Below are 17,550 nucleotides of genomic sequence, written 5' to 3' on the forward strand. Positions count from 1 at the left end.
CTTTAGCGGAAGAAAAAGAAAATAGCAATGTAAAAAACAGGAGGGGTCACCTCCTGTTTTCAAATTACAATTCTTTTATCATTACGACGTGCGGGATATTTGCTTCCATAAATACATCAGAACTCGTTACATAGCCAAGTTTTTTATAGAAATCTTCAGCATGTGTTTGAGCATGAAGTTTCAATTTTGGTAGCGAATTTTCTTTTGCATACGCTTCAAGCGCATCCATAACAATTTTTCCGATACCTTTTTTCCGATGGGAACTTAGCACGCAAATGCGTTCCATTTTCCCTATACCATCAAGGGTGCGAAAACGTCCAGCACCAACTGGAACATCATTGTCATATATAACAACGTGTGTTGAAGTTTCTTCAAACTCATCGTACTCTTCTTCAGCAGAGACACGTTGTTCATTTACAAACACTTGTTTACGTACAGAGAATGCATCTCTTAGTTGTTCGTCCGTTTGTACAATCTGTGCGTGCAAATTAGTTGTTCCCCTTTCCAAGGTGGAATGTTTCGTGTACAGTCCATGTTCCATTTTCTAATTGATATAGAAGATGGAAACGATCAATTGGTTGTTCATAATAGAAATCTTTCATACGTAATCGACCCAATACATCAGCATGCTCTGCATCTGATAAGCCTTGTCCGATTGTTAAGTGAGGTACGAAAGCATATTCGCGTTCTTGTGTGAATAACCCGCCATGCATTTCTTCATTTAAGAAAGTAAGTTCAGGTGTTTTTTCTACTTTAAAATAAAGGACGTTATTAACAGGTGCGAATGAACCAACTTTCCCAACATGAAGGGTGAACGGATTAGTTTTACCTGCGATTGTATGTAGCTCGTTTACAATCGATTCTAATTGTTCATCTTGCGTCTCAAAGGGTGTTTTCAATGTAATATGTGGCGGAACTAATGCGTAGTGCGGGTCATAACGCTTACGCAATCCGTTCGCTTTATCTTGAATCATTTTAGATGGAAAAATTACAATGCCTAATTTCATGTTCCAATTCCTCCCTTTGTAAGTCTAGTTAGATTTTGAGATAAATAAATCTCTTTATCTATTATATCAAATTATTCTGAATACTGCTCTCTATTATTTCATTGATAGAATATGAGAGAAGGCTTTCGGTAAATCAGTTTGCCAATATTTCCAAGTATGATTACCTTCAAACTCCTCGTAATGCGTAATGAAATTTCTATCTGTGAGAAGTGTATTTAACTCACGGTTTGGTTCTACGAAATCAGATACTTGTCCATCAGTACGCTTTACAGCCGTTTCTTCTGTACCAATGACGTGATACAGTTCTAATGCTTGTGGATCTTTGAAGTCTTTTGCTAAGTTCATCACTGTCTCATCCACAAATGGTGATTGCATAACGACTTTACCGAATGTATGCGGATACATAAGTGCAGTCATAAAGGAAACTGTTCCGCCAAGAGAATCACCAATTAAAACACGACCTTTTCCCATTTGGTACGTTGGATAATTTTCATCAATATATGGTGCAAGTTCATGAGCAAGGAAACGAATATATGCAGCATTTTTCACTTCACTTGGGAAATATTTTTCTTTACGATCCTGTACATTTTTATATGGAATACCGACAATAATTGTACGGTCAATTTCTTCAGTTTCACGAAGGCGCTCAATTACACGGTGCGCTTTACCAAGCTGAAAATAATCTCTACCATCTTGTGCAATTACAACTGTATGTTTGTGCAGTGGTGTGTAATTTACTGGCAAATAAACGAGAAGCGTAACGTCTTCTTGAAGTGATGCGCTATAAAATGAAATTTCTTCAATTCTCCCTATTGTTTGACTCATGTAGATCCCCCTAAATAAAAATTTACTGTAACGATTGTAAGAGCGACGCTTGTAGTGAAAAAGGAAATAAATATTCACTAATTGGTGCCTTAATTTCTATTTTACCATAATGGTACGAAGAATCTAAAAAATTAGTATTTAAGTTACGAAAGAAAACGGATATAATGAAGTGGGATTTTTGACAGGTGAGAGGGGAGACAGGATTTGAAACAAGAAAAATCAATCGCACTACCATTGGCTATTTCTATAATTGCTATTTCCTTTGCAGCAGTTTTTGTAAAGATGTCCTCAGCACCATCTTCAATATTAAGTATGTACCGCTTATGGATTATCGTACTTATTATGCTGCCTATCGTATGGAAAAAAAGAGAGGAATTTAATAGGATTCAAATGAAAGATTGGGGCTTTTTAATTGGATCTGGTTTCTTTTTAGCACTTCATTTTCTTTTATGGTTTGAATCTTTAAAGCATACAACAGTTGCTAGTTCAACAATTATTTTGGCACTTCAACCGATCGTATCTTTAGTTGGGGGTTTTTTTCTGTTTAAAGAAAGAACAACATATTCAGCCATTGCAACGATGGGAATCGCTATTCTAGGCGTAATGTGCATTGGTTGGGGAGATTTAGGTTTAAGTAAGCAAGCAATTTATGGAGATATATTATCCTTTCTAAGTGTAATAGCAGTTGTCGGTTATTTATTTATCGGGCAAACGACAGTAAAGAAAGTATCACACTGGATTTATAGCTTTACAGTCTTTGCATTCGCAGGTCTTTTTATGGGGATTTATAATGTCATATTGCAAGTACCCTTTACAGGTTATACGAAGTGGGATTGGACCGTTTTTCTTTTACTTGCGGTTGTGCCGACAGTGTCACATGTAATTAATAACTGGCTATTAAATTATGTAAATGCAACGACAATTTCAATGAGTATTTTAGGAGAACCTGTTGGAGCATCTATACTTGCGTTCTTCTTACTTGGAGAAAAATTAAATGCAATGCAAATTATCGGTAGCATGCTCGTATTGTTTGGTGTATCTGTTTTCTTACTGCAGCAACAAAAGCGAACAGCAAAAAATGTCGTAAACGAGCCGGTGTACACACAGGAATTATAGTGTTAGGGGAGAAAAGAGAAGTTGTGATACTTCTCTTTTGGTTTTATAGAAATATGGGCGTAGAAGGGGAAGGGAAATGGAGTTTCCATCAAAAAAAGATACATGGTTATATCCAATTTTTTTTATTGTTTTGGGTGCTTGTTTTGCACCAATTTTTGTAGGGAGAGAATATTTTCTTTTGCTTTTTACAATTCCATTAGCAATGTTGTTTAGCTGGAGTTGTTTTTTGGCAAAATATATTGCCCGGGAAGAAATAATTACGATTAGATCGGATCTCGTTACAAAACGTATTTTTATACGAGATATAAAACAAATTTCAAATACGAAAAATCCAATAGCAGCCCATGCATTATCATTTGACCGACTTGAAATTGTTTACGATACACATAAAACAGAAAGTATTTCTCCAAGAAATAAAGAACAATTTATTAATCTTGTAAAAAGTAAAAACTCAAATATTGAAATCAAGTAAAAGAGTGGCTACAAAGCCACTCTTTTACTTTGGATTTGTCATATAAGGTTGTACATGAATGACACATAGGTCACGGAATTTGCCTTCAGCAGTTGTGACAATTACGACTGCTCTACCTGCGCTTTTTCCAGTAATTGTCACGGTGTCGCCTTTTGGATATATGGTGATGATATCAGAATTCATATTTGACCAAATAAGCTCTTTATGCGTTGCTTGTATTGGCAAAATGGAAGCTGCTAACACAATGTTTTGTCCCGTTTTTATTTTTAATTTATGTTTTTCCATATGAACACCGATGACTGAAATAACAGAAGGAGCAATTGAAATTTTAGGCGGGTTAGGTTGCATGTTTAAACAAGACGCAGAAGTATTTGTGATAGGTGAAAATTTTCGTGTTTGTTGTTGCTGGAAAGCTGCTAACATGTTGGAGTCCCCTTTCTGTATAAGTGCTGATACTCATACTATAAAGGAGTAGTGTTATGTTAAATTTAACGAAACATAAAGAATTTGTTAAATTTGATAAGAAGATTGTCGAACTGTAAAAAATCTCTGCTGTTACGATAACAGCAGAGATTTTTTTATAAATTATGACGATGTTGTTTTTCGAAATCCTCAAATTGCTCTTCAACTTCTTTTGAAGGTTGTGTTAATAAACTAACAATTACGATGGCTAGTAAACTAATAGCGAAACCTGGAATCATTTCATATAAGAAATCTTTTAAGAATTTGAATTGAGTCCATATAATAACAGTAGCGGCACCAGAAATCATACCAGCAAGCGCGCCCCATTTCGTCATACGTTTCCAATATAAGCTTAATAAAATAGCAGGTCCAAATGAAGAACCAAAACCAGCCCAAGCGTACCCAACAAGAGCTAAAATCGTATCATTTTGTTTGAACGCTAAAGCGCACCCAACTAAGGCAATAACAAGCACAGCCATACGACCGACAAATACAAGTTCTTTATCAGATGCAGAACGTTTGAAGAATGTACGATATAAGTCTTCCGTTACGGCACTAGAAGTAACGAGTAACTGAGATGAGATTGTACTCATGATCGCTGCTAAAATAGCGGCTAATAAAAATCCAGTAATAAGTGGGTGGAATAAAATTTTTCCAAGTTCAAGGAAAATTGTTTCTGGGTTAGATAATGTTAACTCTTGTTGTGAATAGTAAGCAATACCAATAAGACCAGTAAACATAGCTCCAACAACAGAGAAAATCATCCAGCTCATACCAATTCTTCGTGCACTTTTAAGTTCTTTTACAGAAGAAATTGCCATAAAGCGTACGATAATATGAGGTTGTCCGACATAACCAAGGCCCCATGCGAATAGAGAAATCATTCCTAAAGTAGAGGCACCTTTAAAAATATCTAGACGTGTTGGATCTACAGATCGAATTGTATCAAATGCAGGTCCAAGTCCGTTCGAATTCATAATTGTTACGATAGGAACAAGAATAAGAGCGACCACCATAATGATTCCTTGTACGAAGTCTGTCCAACTTACTGCTAAGAAACCACCAAATAATGTGTAAGCGACAACAACGCCTGCAACAATGAATAATCCAACATGATAGTTCATGCCAAATGAATTTTCAAATAATACAGCGCCTGAAACTAATCCTGAAGCTACATAAAAAGTAAAGAAAATCATAATAACAAGTCCGGATACTAAGCGTAGCATATGAGATTTGTCGTGGAAACGGTGTTCCAAAAATTCTGGAATAGTAATAGAGTTGTTTGCAATTTCTGAGTAGGTACGTAAGCGAGGAGCGACATAAAGCCAGTTTGCATATGCGCCTAGTGTTAGGCCGATCGCAATCCAACTACTACTTAATCCAACGCTAAACATTGCACCGGGTAATCCCATTAAAAGCCAACCACTCATATCGGATGCTCCAGCACTTAATGCTGTTACTGCGGGGCCTAGTGTACGCCCGCCAAGCATATAATCTGTTAAGTTGGACGTTCGTTTGTAGGCGAAATAGCCGATTACTAACATCCCGAGCATGTAAATAGAGATAGAAGTTAAAGTTAACATCTGCGTACTCATGTAGTTCCCCTTTCTTTTGTCAGGTCTTTTGATGCGTTATGCATATTTATCCCGCATTAACGGGTAGCAAAACTCCCACCTTAAAATTGGCTGGGCAAGGAAGTTAGGTGGGAGATCAACTGTCCGTAAATGCCCGATTGGTTCAACTAATAATCAGTGGGGATGAACACCCCCCTACTGATTAAAGTTTCACTTTATAATCTATCATGATTATTCTGAAAAATCCATATAGAAATACGAATTTTCAGAAATGTAAGCGTTTTTTGATGTCATTTTACTTTTTTAATATATTATATTCATACAAAAAACCTTATTTTTAATAGAGTATTTATTATATTTACATAAAAAGAGGTTGTTTTGTCAATATAATATTGAAAGGAAAGAAAAATAAAATTTTTAAAAAAGTATTGACTTGTGAAAAAAGTCAGGTCTATAATGAGTGCAACTTAAAAAAATGCAAGCGTTGATGAAGAAGAGTACACATGATGAACATGTCAGAGAGCTGATGGTTGGTGCGAATCAGTATGGAATTGATGTGGAATGGGCTTCGGAGCTTCCAAACCGAAACGAAAGAAGTAGGCTTTGGCGACATGATCTCATCGATACAAGAGACACGTATTGTTTTTGATACGGTAAAGTGCGTTACATTTGTAACGAATTAAGGTGGCACCACGGGAGTACCCGTCCTTTCTATAGGATGAGTACTCCCTTTTTGTGTATAAAAAATTAAATAAATGAAATCGTTTAAGTAAGAAGAGTACGTATATTGGAGACGTTACAGAGAGCCGGGAATAGGTGGGAGCCCGGTACGGTGCCATATACGGAATGGGCTTACGAGAGGTATGCTGAACAATTATTTTTAGTAGGCAACCCGGGTTCCGCCGTTACAAGGATAAGGTATAAAATTTGTACCTGAACAAAGCGGGATGCTTTTGCATCCAACACGAGGTGGTACCGCGGTATATTTATCGTCCTCTACATATTTTCGATATGTAGGGGACTTTTTTATTTTTCAGAGTGAGGTGAAGGACATGATGACGAAAGAAGAATTTATAAAACAAAAAAGAGAGAGAAAGACATTTTTAGTAATTACTGAAGAAGAAGGAGATAGCATTACGCCAATTTCTTTATATAGACGTATGAAAGGAAAGAAGAAATTTTTATTAGAAAGTTCACAGCTTCATCAAGATAAAGGGCGTTATTCTTACTTAGGATGTAATCCTTATGGAGAAGTAAAAAGCGTTGGTACGGAAGTAGAACGAACGATTTTCGGCCGGGCAGAAAAGTTACAAGGTAACGTACTACAAGTGTTAGAAGAAATAATCGCACCATCACAAGTAGACAGCCCATTTCCATTTTGCGGAGGAGCAGTTGGTTATATTGGATATGATGTCATTCGGCAGTATGAAAACATTGGAGCGGATTTACACGACCCATTAAATATTCCGGAAGTACACCTCTTACTATATCGTGAGTTTATCGTTTACGATCATTTACGCCAAAGGTTGTCGTTTGTATATGTATGCAGGGAAGATGATTCAGCAGATTATGAGGAAGTATACGAAAGGCTACGAGTATACAAAGAGGAAGTGCTACAAGGAGAAGAAACTGAAGTAAATGCAATACAATCCACATTATCATTCACTTCTTCTATAACGGAAAAAGAGTTTTGTGGGATGGTAGAAATGGCGAAAGAACATATAAGAGCTGGAGACATATTCCAAGTCGTACTGTCACAGCGTTTACAAAGTGAATGTATTGGTGATCCATTCGCGTTATACCGAAAACTTCGAATTGCAAATCCATCACCATATATGTTTTATATCGATTTTCAAGATTATGTTGTACTCGGTTCTTCACCGGAAAGTTTGCTATCAGTAAGAGAGAATAAAGTGATGACGAATCCAATTGCTGGTACAAGGCCGAGGGGGAAAACGAAAAGGGAAGATGAGGAAATCGAAAAAGAACTGTTAGGCAATGAGAAAGAGCGAGCAGAGCATATGATGCTTGTAGATCTTGGGCGAAACGATATTGGTAGAGTGAGCGAAATCGGCTCGGTTACGATAGATAAATATATGAAAGTAGAAAAATACTCTCATGTTATGCACATTGTATCTGAAGTTTACGGAATATTGCGGAAACAAATGAGCGGATTTGATGCATTAGCGTATTGCCTACCAGCAGGAACAGTGTCGGGAGCTCCGAAAATTAGAGCGATGGAAATTATAAATGAGCTAGAGAATGAAAAAAGAAATGTATACGCCGGAGCAGTTGGATACGTTAGTTTTTCAGGAAATCTTGATATGGCGCTCGCCATTCGAACGATGGTCGTAAAGGATGAAAAAGCATACGTTCAAGCAGGAGCAGGAGTCGTTTACGATTCAGATCCAGTAGCTGAATATGAAGAAACATTAAATAAAGCGAGAGCGCTTTTGGAGGTTATGAAATGATTGTACTTATCGATAATTACGATTCGTTCACATATAACTTGTACCAACTGTTAGGCGAACATGAAGAAGAAATTGTAGTTGTAAGAAATGATGAAATAACGATAGAACAGTTAGCAGAGATGAATCCAAGAGGAATTGTACTTTCACCAGGACCAGGAAAACCAGAGGATGCTGGCATTTGTATCGACGTCATCCGCCATTTTTATAAGAACGTTCCCATATTAGGGATTTGTCTAGGACACCAAGCGATCATAGCTGCATTTGGAGGAGACATTGTTAGAGCAGAACGTATTAAACACGGAAAAACATCGCGTGTGAAACATAACGGAACGTCAATCTTTTCATACGCTACACAGCCGCTAACGGCGATGCGCTATCATTCCCTTGTTGCAGAGCACACGAGCTTGCCAAAGTGTTTTGACATATTAGCGACAGCGATGGACGATGGAGAAATAATGGCAGTCCGTCACAATTATTATCCGCTCTTCGGATTACAGTTTCATCCGGAATCAATCGCAACAGAAGAAGGCGGAAAGTTAATACGTGCCTTTTTAACAGAAGTAAAAGAGGAGGAAAGAGTATGAATAGCTATCTTCGTAAATTAGTGGAGGGTCAACATTTAACAGAAGAGGAAATGTATAAAGCAGGACTACTTTTATTAAGTGAAAACATATTAGAAAGTGAAATTGCAGCTTTCTTAGTCTTACTGAAAGCAAAAGGTGAAACTGCAGAAGAAATATACGGTCTCGTTCGGGCTCTTCGCGAAAAGGCATTGCCGTTTTCGAACCATATACAAGGAGCAATGGACAATTGCGGAACGGGTGGTGACGGTGCTCAAACGTTTAATATTAGCACAACTTCAGCATTCGTACTGGCAGGAGCTGGCGTAAAGGTTGCAAAACATGGTAATCGTGCTGTTTCTAGTAAAACAGGAAGTGCGGACTTATTAGAAGAATTAGGTGTAAATATTAGCAGTACGCCAAGCGAAATTGATTATTTACTAGAGCATGTGGGCATTGCATTTTTATTTGCACCAGCGATGCATCCAGCACTAAGGCGCATTATGAAGATAAGAAAAGAGTTAAACGTGCCGACGATCTTTAATTTAATTGGCCCTTTAACAAATCCAGTGAATTTAGAAACACAATTTGTCGGTATTTATAAACGAGATATGTTATTACCAGTTGCGCAAGTATTACAAAAGTTAGGCCGGAAACAAGCACTTGTCGTAAATGGAAGTGGTTTTTTAGATGAAGCATCATTACAAGGGGATAATCACGTAGTCCTTTTAAAAGATAATGAAATAGTGGAAATGATTATTGATCCAGAAAAGTATGGTTTTTCAAGAGTGAAAAATGAAGAAATTAGAGGGGGGAATTCAAAAGAAAATGCAAAGATTACAGTCGGCGTATTGAGCGGAGAAAAGAGTGTTTATCGCGATACAGTTTTATTAAATGCAGGTCTAGCTCTTTTCGCAAATGGAAAAACGGAAACGATTGAAGAAGGAATTAAACTCGCGGCACATAGCATTGACTCTGGAAAAGCATTAGCCAAATTAAACTTATTAATTGTAGCAAGCAACGAAAAATTAGAAAGGGTGAACTAAAGTGGGGACGATTTTAGATAAAATTGTAGAACAGAAGAAAAAGGAAGTTGCGGAGTTATATGAAATATATACACCAGTAAAAACAAAAAGAAAGACACATTCACTTGTAGAAGCGTTACAGCAGTTTACTGTCATTGCAGAAGTAAAGCGAGCATCACCATCAAAAGGAGATATCAATTTACACGTTGACGTACGAAAACAAGTGGGAACATATGAGAAATGTGGTGCAGGAGCAGTATCTGTTTTAACAGATGGTCAATTTTTTAAAGGATCGTTTCACGATTTACAAACAGCAAGAGAAGAAAGTAACATTCCGCTTTTATGTAAAGATTTCATAATCGATAAGATTCAAATCGATAGAGCGTATGAAGCGGGAGCAGATATTATTTTACTAATCGTAGCAGCGTTAACGAAAGAGAAGTTAAAAGAGCTGTATAGCTACGTGTTAGAAAAAGGATTAGAAGCGATTGTTGAAGTTCATGATGAACAGGAATTAGAAACTGCGATTGTATTAAATCCGCACGTTATTGGCATTAATAATCGTAATTTAAAAACGTTCGAAGTAGATTTAAGCCAAACTGAAAAGCTTGGAAAAAGATTGAATGAGGAGAAACTACTTTGGATTAGTGAAAGTGGCATTCATTCAAAAGAAGATATTATTCGTGTTAAAAGAGCTGGAGCCAAAGGTGTATTAGTTGGAGAGGCGCTTATGACATCATCTTCTATTAGTAGTTTTTTTGAAGATTGTAAGGTGAATATATGAAAGTGAAAATTTGCGGCATCACTGATGTGGAAACAGCGAAAAGTGCGTGCGAATATGGCGCAGATGCACTCGGATTTGTTTTTGCAGAAAGTAAGCGGGAAATCACTCCAAAGAGAGCGGAAGAAATCATTCAGGAGCTTCCAGCCAACGTGTTAAAAATCGGTGTTTTCGTAAATGAATCAGTAGAAGTGATCCAGAAAATTGCAGATGAGTGCGGGTTAACACATGTACAACTACATGGGGATGAAGACAATTATCAAATTAGAAGATTGAATATTCCGTCTATAAAGTCACTAGGAGTAACTTCAGAGAGTGATATGAAAAACGCCCAAGGGTATGAAGCGGATTATATATTATTTGATAGCCCGAAAGAAAAGTTTTATGGAGGAAATGGAAAGACATTTTCATGGGAGCTACTTAGAGATATGCCAAAAGAATTGCGAAAGAAAATGATATTAGCTGGTGGATTAAACGCTCTTAATATAGAAGAAGCAATTCGAACTGTTCGGCCTTATATGGTTGATGTGAGCAGCGGAGTAGAGACAGAAGGAAAGAAAGATGTAGAGAAAATAAAACAATTTATTATAAAAGCGAAGGAGTGTTCCAAATGAACTACGCATATCCAGATGAAAAAGGACATTACGGTATATACGGAGGACGATACGTTCCAGAAACGTTAATGCAATCTGTACTAGAACTAGAAGAAGCATATAAAGAAGCGATGCAAGATGAAGCATTTCAAAAGGAATTAAATCATTATTTAAAAACGTACGTCGGAAGAGAAACACCGCTATATTATGCTGAAAATATGACGAAGTATTGCGGTGGTGCAAAGATTTATTTAAAACGTGAAGATTTGAATCATACAGGAGCTCATAAAATTAACAATACAATCGGTCAGGCACTACTTGCAGTGCGAATGGGCAAGAAAAAAGTTGTCGCTGAAACAGGAGCTGGACAACACGGAGTTGCAACAGCTACTGTATGTGCTCTTCTCGGATTAGAATGCGTCATTTTTATGGGAGAAGAAGATGTAAGACGTCAAAAATTAAATGTGTTCCGAATGGAATTACTCGGAGCGAAAGTAGAAAGTGTAGCGGCAGGTAGCGGTACATTAAAAGATGCGGTAAACGAGGCGCTTCGTTACTGGGTTTCACATGTGCATGATACGCACTACATTATGGGATCTGTTCTCGGACCACATCCATTCCCGCAAATTGTCCGTGATTTCCAAAGTGTAATTGGAAATGAAACGAAAAAACAATATGAGGCGTTAGAAGGAAAGTTACCAGAAGCAGTCGTTGCTTGTATTGGCGGTGGTAGTAATGCGATGGGGATGTTTTATCCGTTCGTACACGATGAAGAAGTTGCTCTTTACGGCGTAGAAGCAGCTGGAAAAGGCGTTCATACAGAAAAGCATGCAGCAACTTTAACGAAAGGAAGCGTCGGTGTTTTACACGGATCAATGATGTATCTTCTGCAAAATGAAGAAGGGCAAATTCAAGAAGCACACTCTATTTCAGCAGGACTTGATTATCCAGGTGTTGGTCCAGAACATAGTTTGCTAAAAGATATTGGCCGCGTTTCTTATCAGTCGATAACAGACGAAGAAGCATTAGAAGCATTTCAATTATTAACGAAAAAAGAAGGCATTATCCCGGCGTTAGAAAGTTCACATGCTGTCGCATACACATTAAAATTAGCGTCGCAAATGAAGACAGACGAAGGGCTTGTCATTTGTTTATCAGGCCGCGGGGATAAAGATGTAGAGAGTATAAAACGTTATATGGAAGAGGTGTAAAAAATGGGAGTAGAAAAAATTAAAGCAGCGTTTGAAAATGGTAAGAAAGCATTTATTCCGTACGTAATGGGCGGAGATGGTGGCTTTGAAAAATTAAAAGAAAGAATTCGTTTTTTAGATGAAGCAGGAGCGAGCATCGTTGAAATCGGCATTCCGTTTTCGGATCCAGTTGCAGACGGTCCAACGATTCAAAGAGCAGGGAAACGAGCGCTAGATAGCGGTGTAACAGTAAAAGGTATTTTTCAAGCATTAATAGAGGTAAGGAAAGAAGTGCAACTTCCGTTTGTACTCATGACATATTTAAATCCAGTACTTGCATTCGGAAAAGAGCGATTTGTAGAGAACTGCTTAGAGGCCGGTGTGGATGGTATTATCGTTCCAGACTTACCGTATGAAGAACAAAATATTATTGCGCCGTTACTTCGAGAGGCAAACATTGCGCTCATTCCACTCGTTACCGTAACGAGTCCTATTGAAAGAATTGAAAAAATTACGAGTGAATCAGAAGGGTTCGTTTATGCTGTTACAGTAGCGGGCGTAACGGGAGTACGTCAAAACTTTAAAGAGGAGATTCATAGTTACTTAGAAAAAGTAAAATCACACGTCAACTTACCAGTAGTCGCTGGATTCGGCATTTCAACAAAAGAACATGTAGAAGAAATGGTTACAATATGCGACGGAGTTGTCGTTGGAAGTAAGATCATTGAGCTTTTAGAAACTGAAAAGCGAGAAGAAATATGTGAATTAATATATGCAACAAAACAAAAAGAAGAGGCGTAGTCTCTTCTTTTTGTTTTGCGTAATAAATGTTAAAATATACAGAAAATACATGTAATTTAGAGGGTGAGAAGACATGCTAAGACGGAAATTACTATATCTTCTTTTAACTGTACCACTATACGCTTGGCTCATTAGCATGACGAAAATAGAGTTGATGGCTCTATTTTTAGGATATGTATTTATCTTTTCCAACTTAAATCGCATTCAAGAACAGTCTATTTTAGAAATATGTCTATTTTCGATTAGTATAGAATTATTTAGTATCGTTTCGATTGTATTATTAAACGAATTATTTCTACGGATTCATTCATTTACATTAATGAAATTTTGGAATATTGCATTGCAAGCAATATGTACTTACATTGTGTTTGTTGTGTTGAAAAAAATAATCGGACAGCAGACAGTTTTTCAGGATAATAGAAAATGGGAGTGAATGAAAAGGGGCCGTTTGGCTCCTTTTTTAAATCTGTTTTAAAAACAATTGAAAATCACAACATCTGTTATATAATAGTTAAAAATTGTATTTTAAACGAAATGAGATGATAACATGGCCATATTGTTGGCACTTATCCCAATTATGATGATTTTCATTTGTTTATTTTTATTTAAACAAACGTCATTAAGGTCTGCGTTAATTTCTTATGCTGTATGTGTTGGAATCGTTTTACTCTCGCCAACGTTTCAATTAGGGATAAGTGAAACTGTTCACGCAACGATTAAAGGTTGGTTAATTTGTTTTATTGTTGGGTACGTTTTGTTTTTCGGTATTTTTTTATTTCACCTCATGAACAAAATGGGATACATCGATCAAGTAGCGCGTTTTTTAGAAGAAGTGACGCACGATCGTTTATTACAAATGCTCCTTATGTGTTTTGGTATTTGTCCGCTAATTGAATCAGTAAGTGGATTCGGAATTGGCTTCATGGTTGCAGCACCTATCTTTCTATCATTAGGTTATAAACCGTTTCAAGCTGTACTACTTTCATTTATTGGTTTACTAGCTAGTTCATGGGGCGCAATGGCAACTGGTACGATTATCGGTTCGCAGCTAATAAATATGCCTCTTACAACACTTGGTACAAATACAGCGCTATTAAGTATTCCGATGTTTGCTTACTTTGTTATTCTTTCTTTATACGTTGTTGGCGGCTGGCAAGCAGTTATAGAAAAGTGGAAAGAAGGAGTAGGATTCTTTCTATTATTTTCTCTCGGAATCTATCTTTCTAATGCGTACGTAAGTGTTGAACTAGCCGGGATATTAAGTTCTATCGTTACGATTACATTTGGTTTTCTTATCATTAAATTAAAAGGAAAAAGTGAACAAAATCTAATAACAGAGCATGCGGCTGCAACGGAGAGAGAAGTATCCATTATAAAAATTATTAGCCCTTATATATTTCTAACAGTTTGTATTTTACTTTCTCGCCTCGTTCCAGCATTACATGATTTGTTCAGATCATATGCGGTTCTTGATTTGAAATCATACTCTTACAAACTAGAGTTACTATATTCACCAGGATTTTGGCTCGGTATGACTTGCTTATTTACTATTATTTTCTTCCGCATCCCGTCTAATATTATTAAACAATCACTCTCGCAAACGATCAAACAATGGATTCCTTTTGCGATTACGACGACAATGTTTATCGCCATTTCAGAACTAATGGGTGCATCAGGCATGCATTCATTACTCGCAAAGACAGCTGGTGATACATTTGGAACCTTTTTCGTTTTCTTTGCTCCGTTTATTGGCGCTATTGGTGGATTTTTAACAGGTAGTAACGCAGGATCAAATGCAATGTTTATAAAACTACAAATGCAAACCGCACAAAACGTAGCACTCCCGTGGCAATACGTCACAACACTGCAAAACACCGCATCATCAGTAGCGACAATCGCTTGCCCGTCACGGATTACACTAGGTGCTTACTTATGTAATATCCCTTACCGTGAAAATGAACTGTTAAAGAAGACAACGTTAATGATCTTTGGTGCGGTTTTGCTTGTAATGGTAGAAGTTATCGTTTGGTATATGTTGAGAAATTAAAAATCCTCCTAACATAGGAGGATTTTTTTTATGAGTGGATAATGACTTAAATATGAATAGCTTCTACTAAATGAATAGGAGATGAAATGTATGCCCCTAAAAAACTACGGTGTGTTAAAAGGTACAGTTATACAATCAAAGATTGGAAAAGGGAAAACACCTCATTATCAAGTTCATTTACAGGGCGAGACTGGAGTAGATTATCGTATTGCTATTAACGTAAAGTCGCAAAGTTATCCGTCAGAAGTTTTATATTTTGCGAGTAACAATATTAGGTCAGAGGCGATTCATATTTTACCGACATTACCATTTGGTTTTACGGAAGTAAAAAACAATGAACCGAAAGTGGCTTTAGATTATGTAAGAGGAAATCTATTTGACTCAAAACAAATGATTCCTTTGCCTCCCGAAAAAGCAGGAGCAGATAATGATTTAAACGAAAAAATAGAACGTTATATAAAGCGAGCGATGGAAGAAAAAGCAATTATTTATGCGTTTGGCGAAAGATGGGGACCAGAAGAAAACACACCAGATTCCTATTTTCATTTCAAACCAGGAAACGGTATACATGATATTCACATGAATCAAGGGAATGTAGAAAAATGGCAAGGTGATGATGGCATATGGCAAGATGGAGGAATACTTATTCACGTTGAAAAGGAAGAAGAATGGATCGGTATCTTTCTTGCCTTCCAATCACAGTCATGGTGTACCGATGAAGAGGGGCATGCTCGTGTGCCTGTTGAGCATTGTGATTATAAGGGGAATAATTAATAAGAAGAGGGCGTTCAAAAAGAACGCCCTCTTCTTATTTTATAAAACGAAAAACTAACGAGTGTAGAAAGACAAGAGAACAGCAGTGCCACACTAGAAAACGCAATGAGATACATATTATATTTCATAACCTGTCCAATTAGCTGATTACTGTCGTATTGAAACAGTCCTGCTATTATGTTGAATAAAAATAACACGATAAACATGACGACAACACCGTCTATTGATCCTTTAATGTCTGGTTTACTTAAAGCGATATGTGCGGAAATGCAAATGGCGATAAATAAAAATAACCAAAAGGAAGGATTCAATAAATTGCCGATTGTAAATAAGCTTTTCAATAATACAAACGTCGACAAGAGCATGTTTTGAATCATTTCTACATTAATAGAAGTAGAAGCAATCGTTTTTTCGAGAGTTGTATTAAATAAAAAATATGATTCTGGTACGAAATAGCGCATTAAAAGGATTAATGCAGTAATACCAGAAATAATAGGCCCAATACCGATAAAGAAATTCCCAATTCGTTGATACACACTTTTTTGATTGTATTGATGTTGTATATAACCTAAAGCCCCTTGACTTGTATCTGTTGGGAAGAACTGAGTCGCCACAATTTTATGACGGAACAGTACGCACATAATGGCATGTCCAAGTTCGTGAATCGGAACACCGATCCAAGCCGTTAATAGGAATCCTTTTCTTCCAAAAGCTCTCGACCAATACATGCGTGTGAGAGATTCTAAATAGCCTAATAGAAATCCAATTACAATGATAACGCCAATTAAAGATAATAATTGGATTACGCTTGTAAGGAGTATTTGAAAAATTGAGTTTACCAATTCCATTTTCTTTCATCCAATCTGTTAAAAATATTATTTATTCTGTTTCATAATAGCATTTTTTTTCAAGATTGCTAGCACATATATTTTCTTTCGGAAGAAGGATTTCAGAATCTTTTTCTTGTAGTCATGTTTTATGTACAAATTCATATATTGAACTTGTAACACCCTATAAGGTATATGCTTAAGGAGGGATAAGAGAATGAAATGTCCGTCATGTCATACAGAACATGCAGTAGAGGCAAAGTTTTGCGGGAATTGTGGACATTCGTTAACGGAAGAAGTAGTGGCAAGTAGTGGCAAAGAAGAAGGGCAGGAACAAGCGCGCGCGGCACAAGAAAAGGAAGCGCGTCCAAATGAAACGGTAGAACAAGCGAAGCGGTTTGCGAGCGGCTATTTTCAATTTTTTAAACATGCATTACAAGCACCGACAGCGATTATGAAAAGCGGCGCTATTGAAGTGCGAAATGGAATTGTAAGTCTTGTTCTTATTTGTTTTTTAGGAGCATGTATTTTTTATAGAATGATGAGTGCAGCATCAGCAGTTACGAGAACATTTGCACCAGATATATCTACTCCCACGTTTTTTGGAGAATCTATAACGGTCTTTTTCTTTTTATTAATTTTAACTTTATTTGTCGGATTTATTATTTTTGTAAGTGGTAAGATGATGAAATCATCTTTTTCGTTTCTTGAAGTATTTGGTATATGGGGAACGATAGCGACGCCGGCTATTGTCATATTAGTTCTTTCTTTTCTTTTTAGTTTTTTATTAATCTTTTTCTTACCGATATTATTATCGGTAGTTGCAACTTATATAGGGATTAGTATAACTGTATCCGTATTAAAACTAGACAATGGCGGATTAGATCTCGTTTACACACTTATTATTGCCAATGTTTTAATTGGAATTGCAACGTTCATTGTACTTTGGTCTTACATTAGCACGATAATTCAAGCCTTAACACAGGGAATAACTGGCTTCTAATGAAAAGGTGGTTGACTGAATG

Annotated in this window: 19 protein-coding genes and 2 other annotated features; of the genes, 13 read left to right on the forward strand and 6 right to left on the reverse strand. The window is 36.8% G+C overall.

Features of this window, described 5'->3' with window-relative positions; all coding sequences use genetic code 11:
* Positions 1–64: 64 nt before the first annotated feature.
* The 3 genes from ACQRBL_RS05940 to ACQRBL_RS05950 all read right to left on the reverse strand — a co-directional run bounded on the left by ACQRBL_RS05940 (position 65) and on the right by ACQRBL_RS05950 (position 1,832).
* Positions 65–487: a GNAT family N-acetyltransferase gene (locus ACQRBL_RS05940; protein WP_000543308.1), complete on the reverse strand. Its 423-nt coding sequence runs from the start codon at positions 485–487 to the stop codon at positions 65–67.
* Position 488: 1 nt separating this feature from the next.
* Positions 489–1,007, reverse strand: coding sequence for a YjcG family protein (locus ACQRBL_RS05945; protein WP_000765871.1), 519 nt, complete (start codon positions 1,005–1,007; stop codon positions 489–491).
* Positions 1,008–1,100: 93 nt separating this feature from the next.
* Positions 1,101–1,832: an alpha/beta hydrolase gene (locus tag ACQRBL_RS05950; protein ID WP_000084015.1), complete on the reverse strand. Its 732-nt coding sequence runs from the start codon at positions 1,830–1,832 to the stop codon at positions 1,101–1,103.
* A gap of 204 nt (positions 1,833–2,036) precedes the next feature.
* Between ACQRBL_RS05950 and ACQRBL_RS05955 the strand changes: the two genes are divergently transcribed.
* On the forward strand, positions 2,037–2,948 hold the full coding sequence (locus tag ACQRBL_RS05955; protein WP_000806939.1) for a DMT family transporter: 912 nt from the start codon (positions 2,037–2,039) through the stop codon (positions 2,946–2,948).
* Between the two features lie 76 nt (positions 2,949–3,024).
* Positions 3,025–3,420: a PH domain-containing protein gene (locus tag ACQRBL_RS05960; RefSeq protein WP_411995818.1), complete on the forward strand. Its 396-nt coding sequence runs from the start codon at positions 3,025–3,027 to the stop codon at positions 3,418–3,420.
* 24 nt (positions 3,421–3,444) lie between these two features.
* Here the strand turns inward: ACQRBL_RS05960 and ACQRBL_RS05965 are convergent, their stop codons facing one another.
* Both ACQRBL_RS05965 and putP read right to left on the reverse strand, forming a co-directional pair.
* Positions 3,445–3,843, reverse strand: a complete 399-nt coding sequence (locus ACQRBL_RS05965) for an Ig-like domain-containing protein (protein WP_000878729.1) — start codon at positions 3,841–3,843, stop codon at positions 3,445–3,447.
* 155 nt (positions 3,844–3,998) lie between these two features.
* Positions 3,999–5,477: a sodium/proline symporter PutP gene (gene putP / locus ACQRBL_RS05970; protein WP_000107210.1), complete on the reverse strand. Its 1,479-nt coding sequence runs from the start codon at positions 5,475–5,477 to the stop codon at positions 3,999–4,001.
* Positions 5,478–5,931: 454 nt separating this feature from the next.
* Positions 5,932–6,169 (forward strand) — a binding site (T-box leader).
* A 42-nt stretch (positions 6,170–6,211) separates the two neighbouring features.
* Positions 6,212–6,456: a binding site (T-box leader), on the forward strand.
* Between the two features lie 52 nt (positions 6,457–6,508).
* Between putP and trpE the strand changes: the two genes are divergently transcribed.
* The 10 genes from trpE to ACQRBL_RS06020 all read left to right on the forward strand — a co-directional run bounded on the left by trpE (position 6,509) and on the right by ACQRBL_RS06020 (position 15,698).
* Positions 6,509–7,927, forward strand: a complete 1,419-nt coding sequence (gene trpE, locus ACQRBL_RS05975; protein ID WP_141526251.1) for an anthranilate synthase component I — start codon at positions 6,509–6,511, stop codon at positions 7,925–7,927.
* Positions 7,924–8,511 (forward strand): aminodeoxychorismate/anthranilate synthase component II, encoded by a 588-nt coding sequence (locus ACQRBL_RS05980; protein WP_097920383.1) that lies wholly within the window; start codon positions 7,924–7,926, stop codon positions 8,509–8,511. The genes trpE and ACQRBL_RS05980 overlap by 4 nt, the downstream gene beginning before the upstream one ends.
* On the forward strand, positions 8,508–9,533 hold the full coding sequence (trpD, locus tag ACQRBL_RS05985) for an anthranilate phosphoribosyltransferase (RefSeq protein ID WP_097920384.1): 1,026 nt from the start codon (positions 8,508–8,510) through the stop codon (positions 9,531–9,533). The genes ACQRBL_RS05980 and trpD overlap by 4 nt, the downstream gene beginning before the upstream one ends.
* A 1-nt stretch (position 9,534) precedes the next feature.
* On the forward strand, positions 9,535–10,296 hold the full coding sequence (gene trpC / locus ACQRBL_RS05990) for an indole-3-glycerol phosphate synthase TrpC (protein WP_000536699.1): 762 nt from the start codon (positions 9,535–9,537) through the stop codon (positions 10,294–10,296).
* On the forward strand, positions 10,293–10,907 hold the full coding sequence (locus ACQRBL_RS05995; protein WP_000865142.1) for a phosphoribosylanthranilate isomerase: 615 nt from the start codon (positions 10,293–10,295) through the stop codon (positions 10,905–10,907). Before trpC ends, ACQRBL_RS05995 begins: the two co-directional genes overlap by 4 nt.
* Complete coding sequence (gene trpB, locus ACQRBL_RS06000) at positions 10,904–12,097, forward strand: tryptophan synthase subunit beta (protein WP_411995817.1); 1,194 nt, start codon at positions 10,904–10,906, stop codon at positions 12,095–12,097. The genes ACQRBL_RS05995 and trpB overlap by 4 nt, the downstream gene beginning before the upstream one ends.
* A gap of 3 nt (positions 12,098–12,100) precedes the next feature.
* The gene (trpA, locus tag ACQRBL_RS06005) at positions 12,101–12,877 is read left to right on the forward strand and encodes a tryptophan synthase subunit alpha (protein WP_000537817.1); all 777 of its coding nucleotides are present in this window, start codon (positions 12,101–12,103) and stop codon (positions 12,875–12,877) included.
* A gap of 73 nt (positions 12,878–12,950) precedes the next feature.
* On the forward strand, positions 12,951–13,310 hold the full coding sequence (locus ACQRBL_RS06010) for a DUF4029 domain-containing protein (RefSeq protein WP_000946150.1): 360 nt from the start codon (positions 12,951–12,953) through the stop codon (positions 13,308–13,310).
* A gap of 114 nt (positions 13,311–13,424) precedes the next feature.
* Positions 13,425–14,924: an L-lactate permease gene (locus ACQRBL_RS06015; RefSeq protein WP_097920386.1), complete on the forward strand. Its 1,500-nt coding sequence runs from the start codon at positions 13,425–13,427 to the stop codon at positions 14,922–14,924.
* 90 nt (positions 14,925–15,014) lie between these two features.
* Complete coding sequence (locus ACQRBL_RS06020; RefSeq protein ID WP_097920387.1) at positions 15,015–15,698, forward strand: DUF2278 family protein; 684 nt, start codon at positions 15,015–15,017, stop codon at positions 15,696–15,698.
* A gap of 14 nt (positions 15,699–15,712) precedes the next feature.
* Here ACQRBL_RS06020 and ACQRBL_RS06025 read toward each other — a convergent pair whose 3' ends face one another.
* Complete coding sequence (locus tag ACQRBL_RS06025; protein WP_000424522.1) at positions 15,713–16,546, reverse strand: hypothetical protein; 834 nt, start codon at positions 16,544–16,546, stop codon at positions 15,713–15,715.
* Positions 16,547–16,742: 196 nt separating this feature from the next.
* On the opposite strand from ACQRBL_RS06025, the gene ACQRBL_RS06030 reads away from it, so the two are divergent.
* A complete protein-coding gene (locus tag ACQRBL_RS06030) occupies positions 16,743–17,528 on the forward strand; it encodes a zinc ribbon domain-containing protein (RefSeq protein ID WP_411995816.1) in 786 nt (261 codons plus the stop codon).
* Positions 17,529–17,550: the final 22 nt, after the last annotated feature.

It is taken from the genome of Bacillus sp. AF62 (assembly GCF_050312695.1).
GTDB classification, from domain to species: domain Bacteria; phylum Bacillota; class Bacilli; order Bacillales; family Bacillaceae_G; genus Bacillus_A; species Bacillus_A cereus.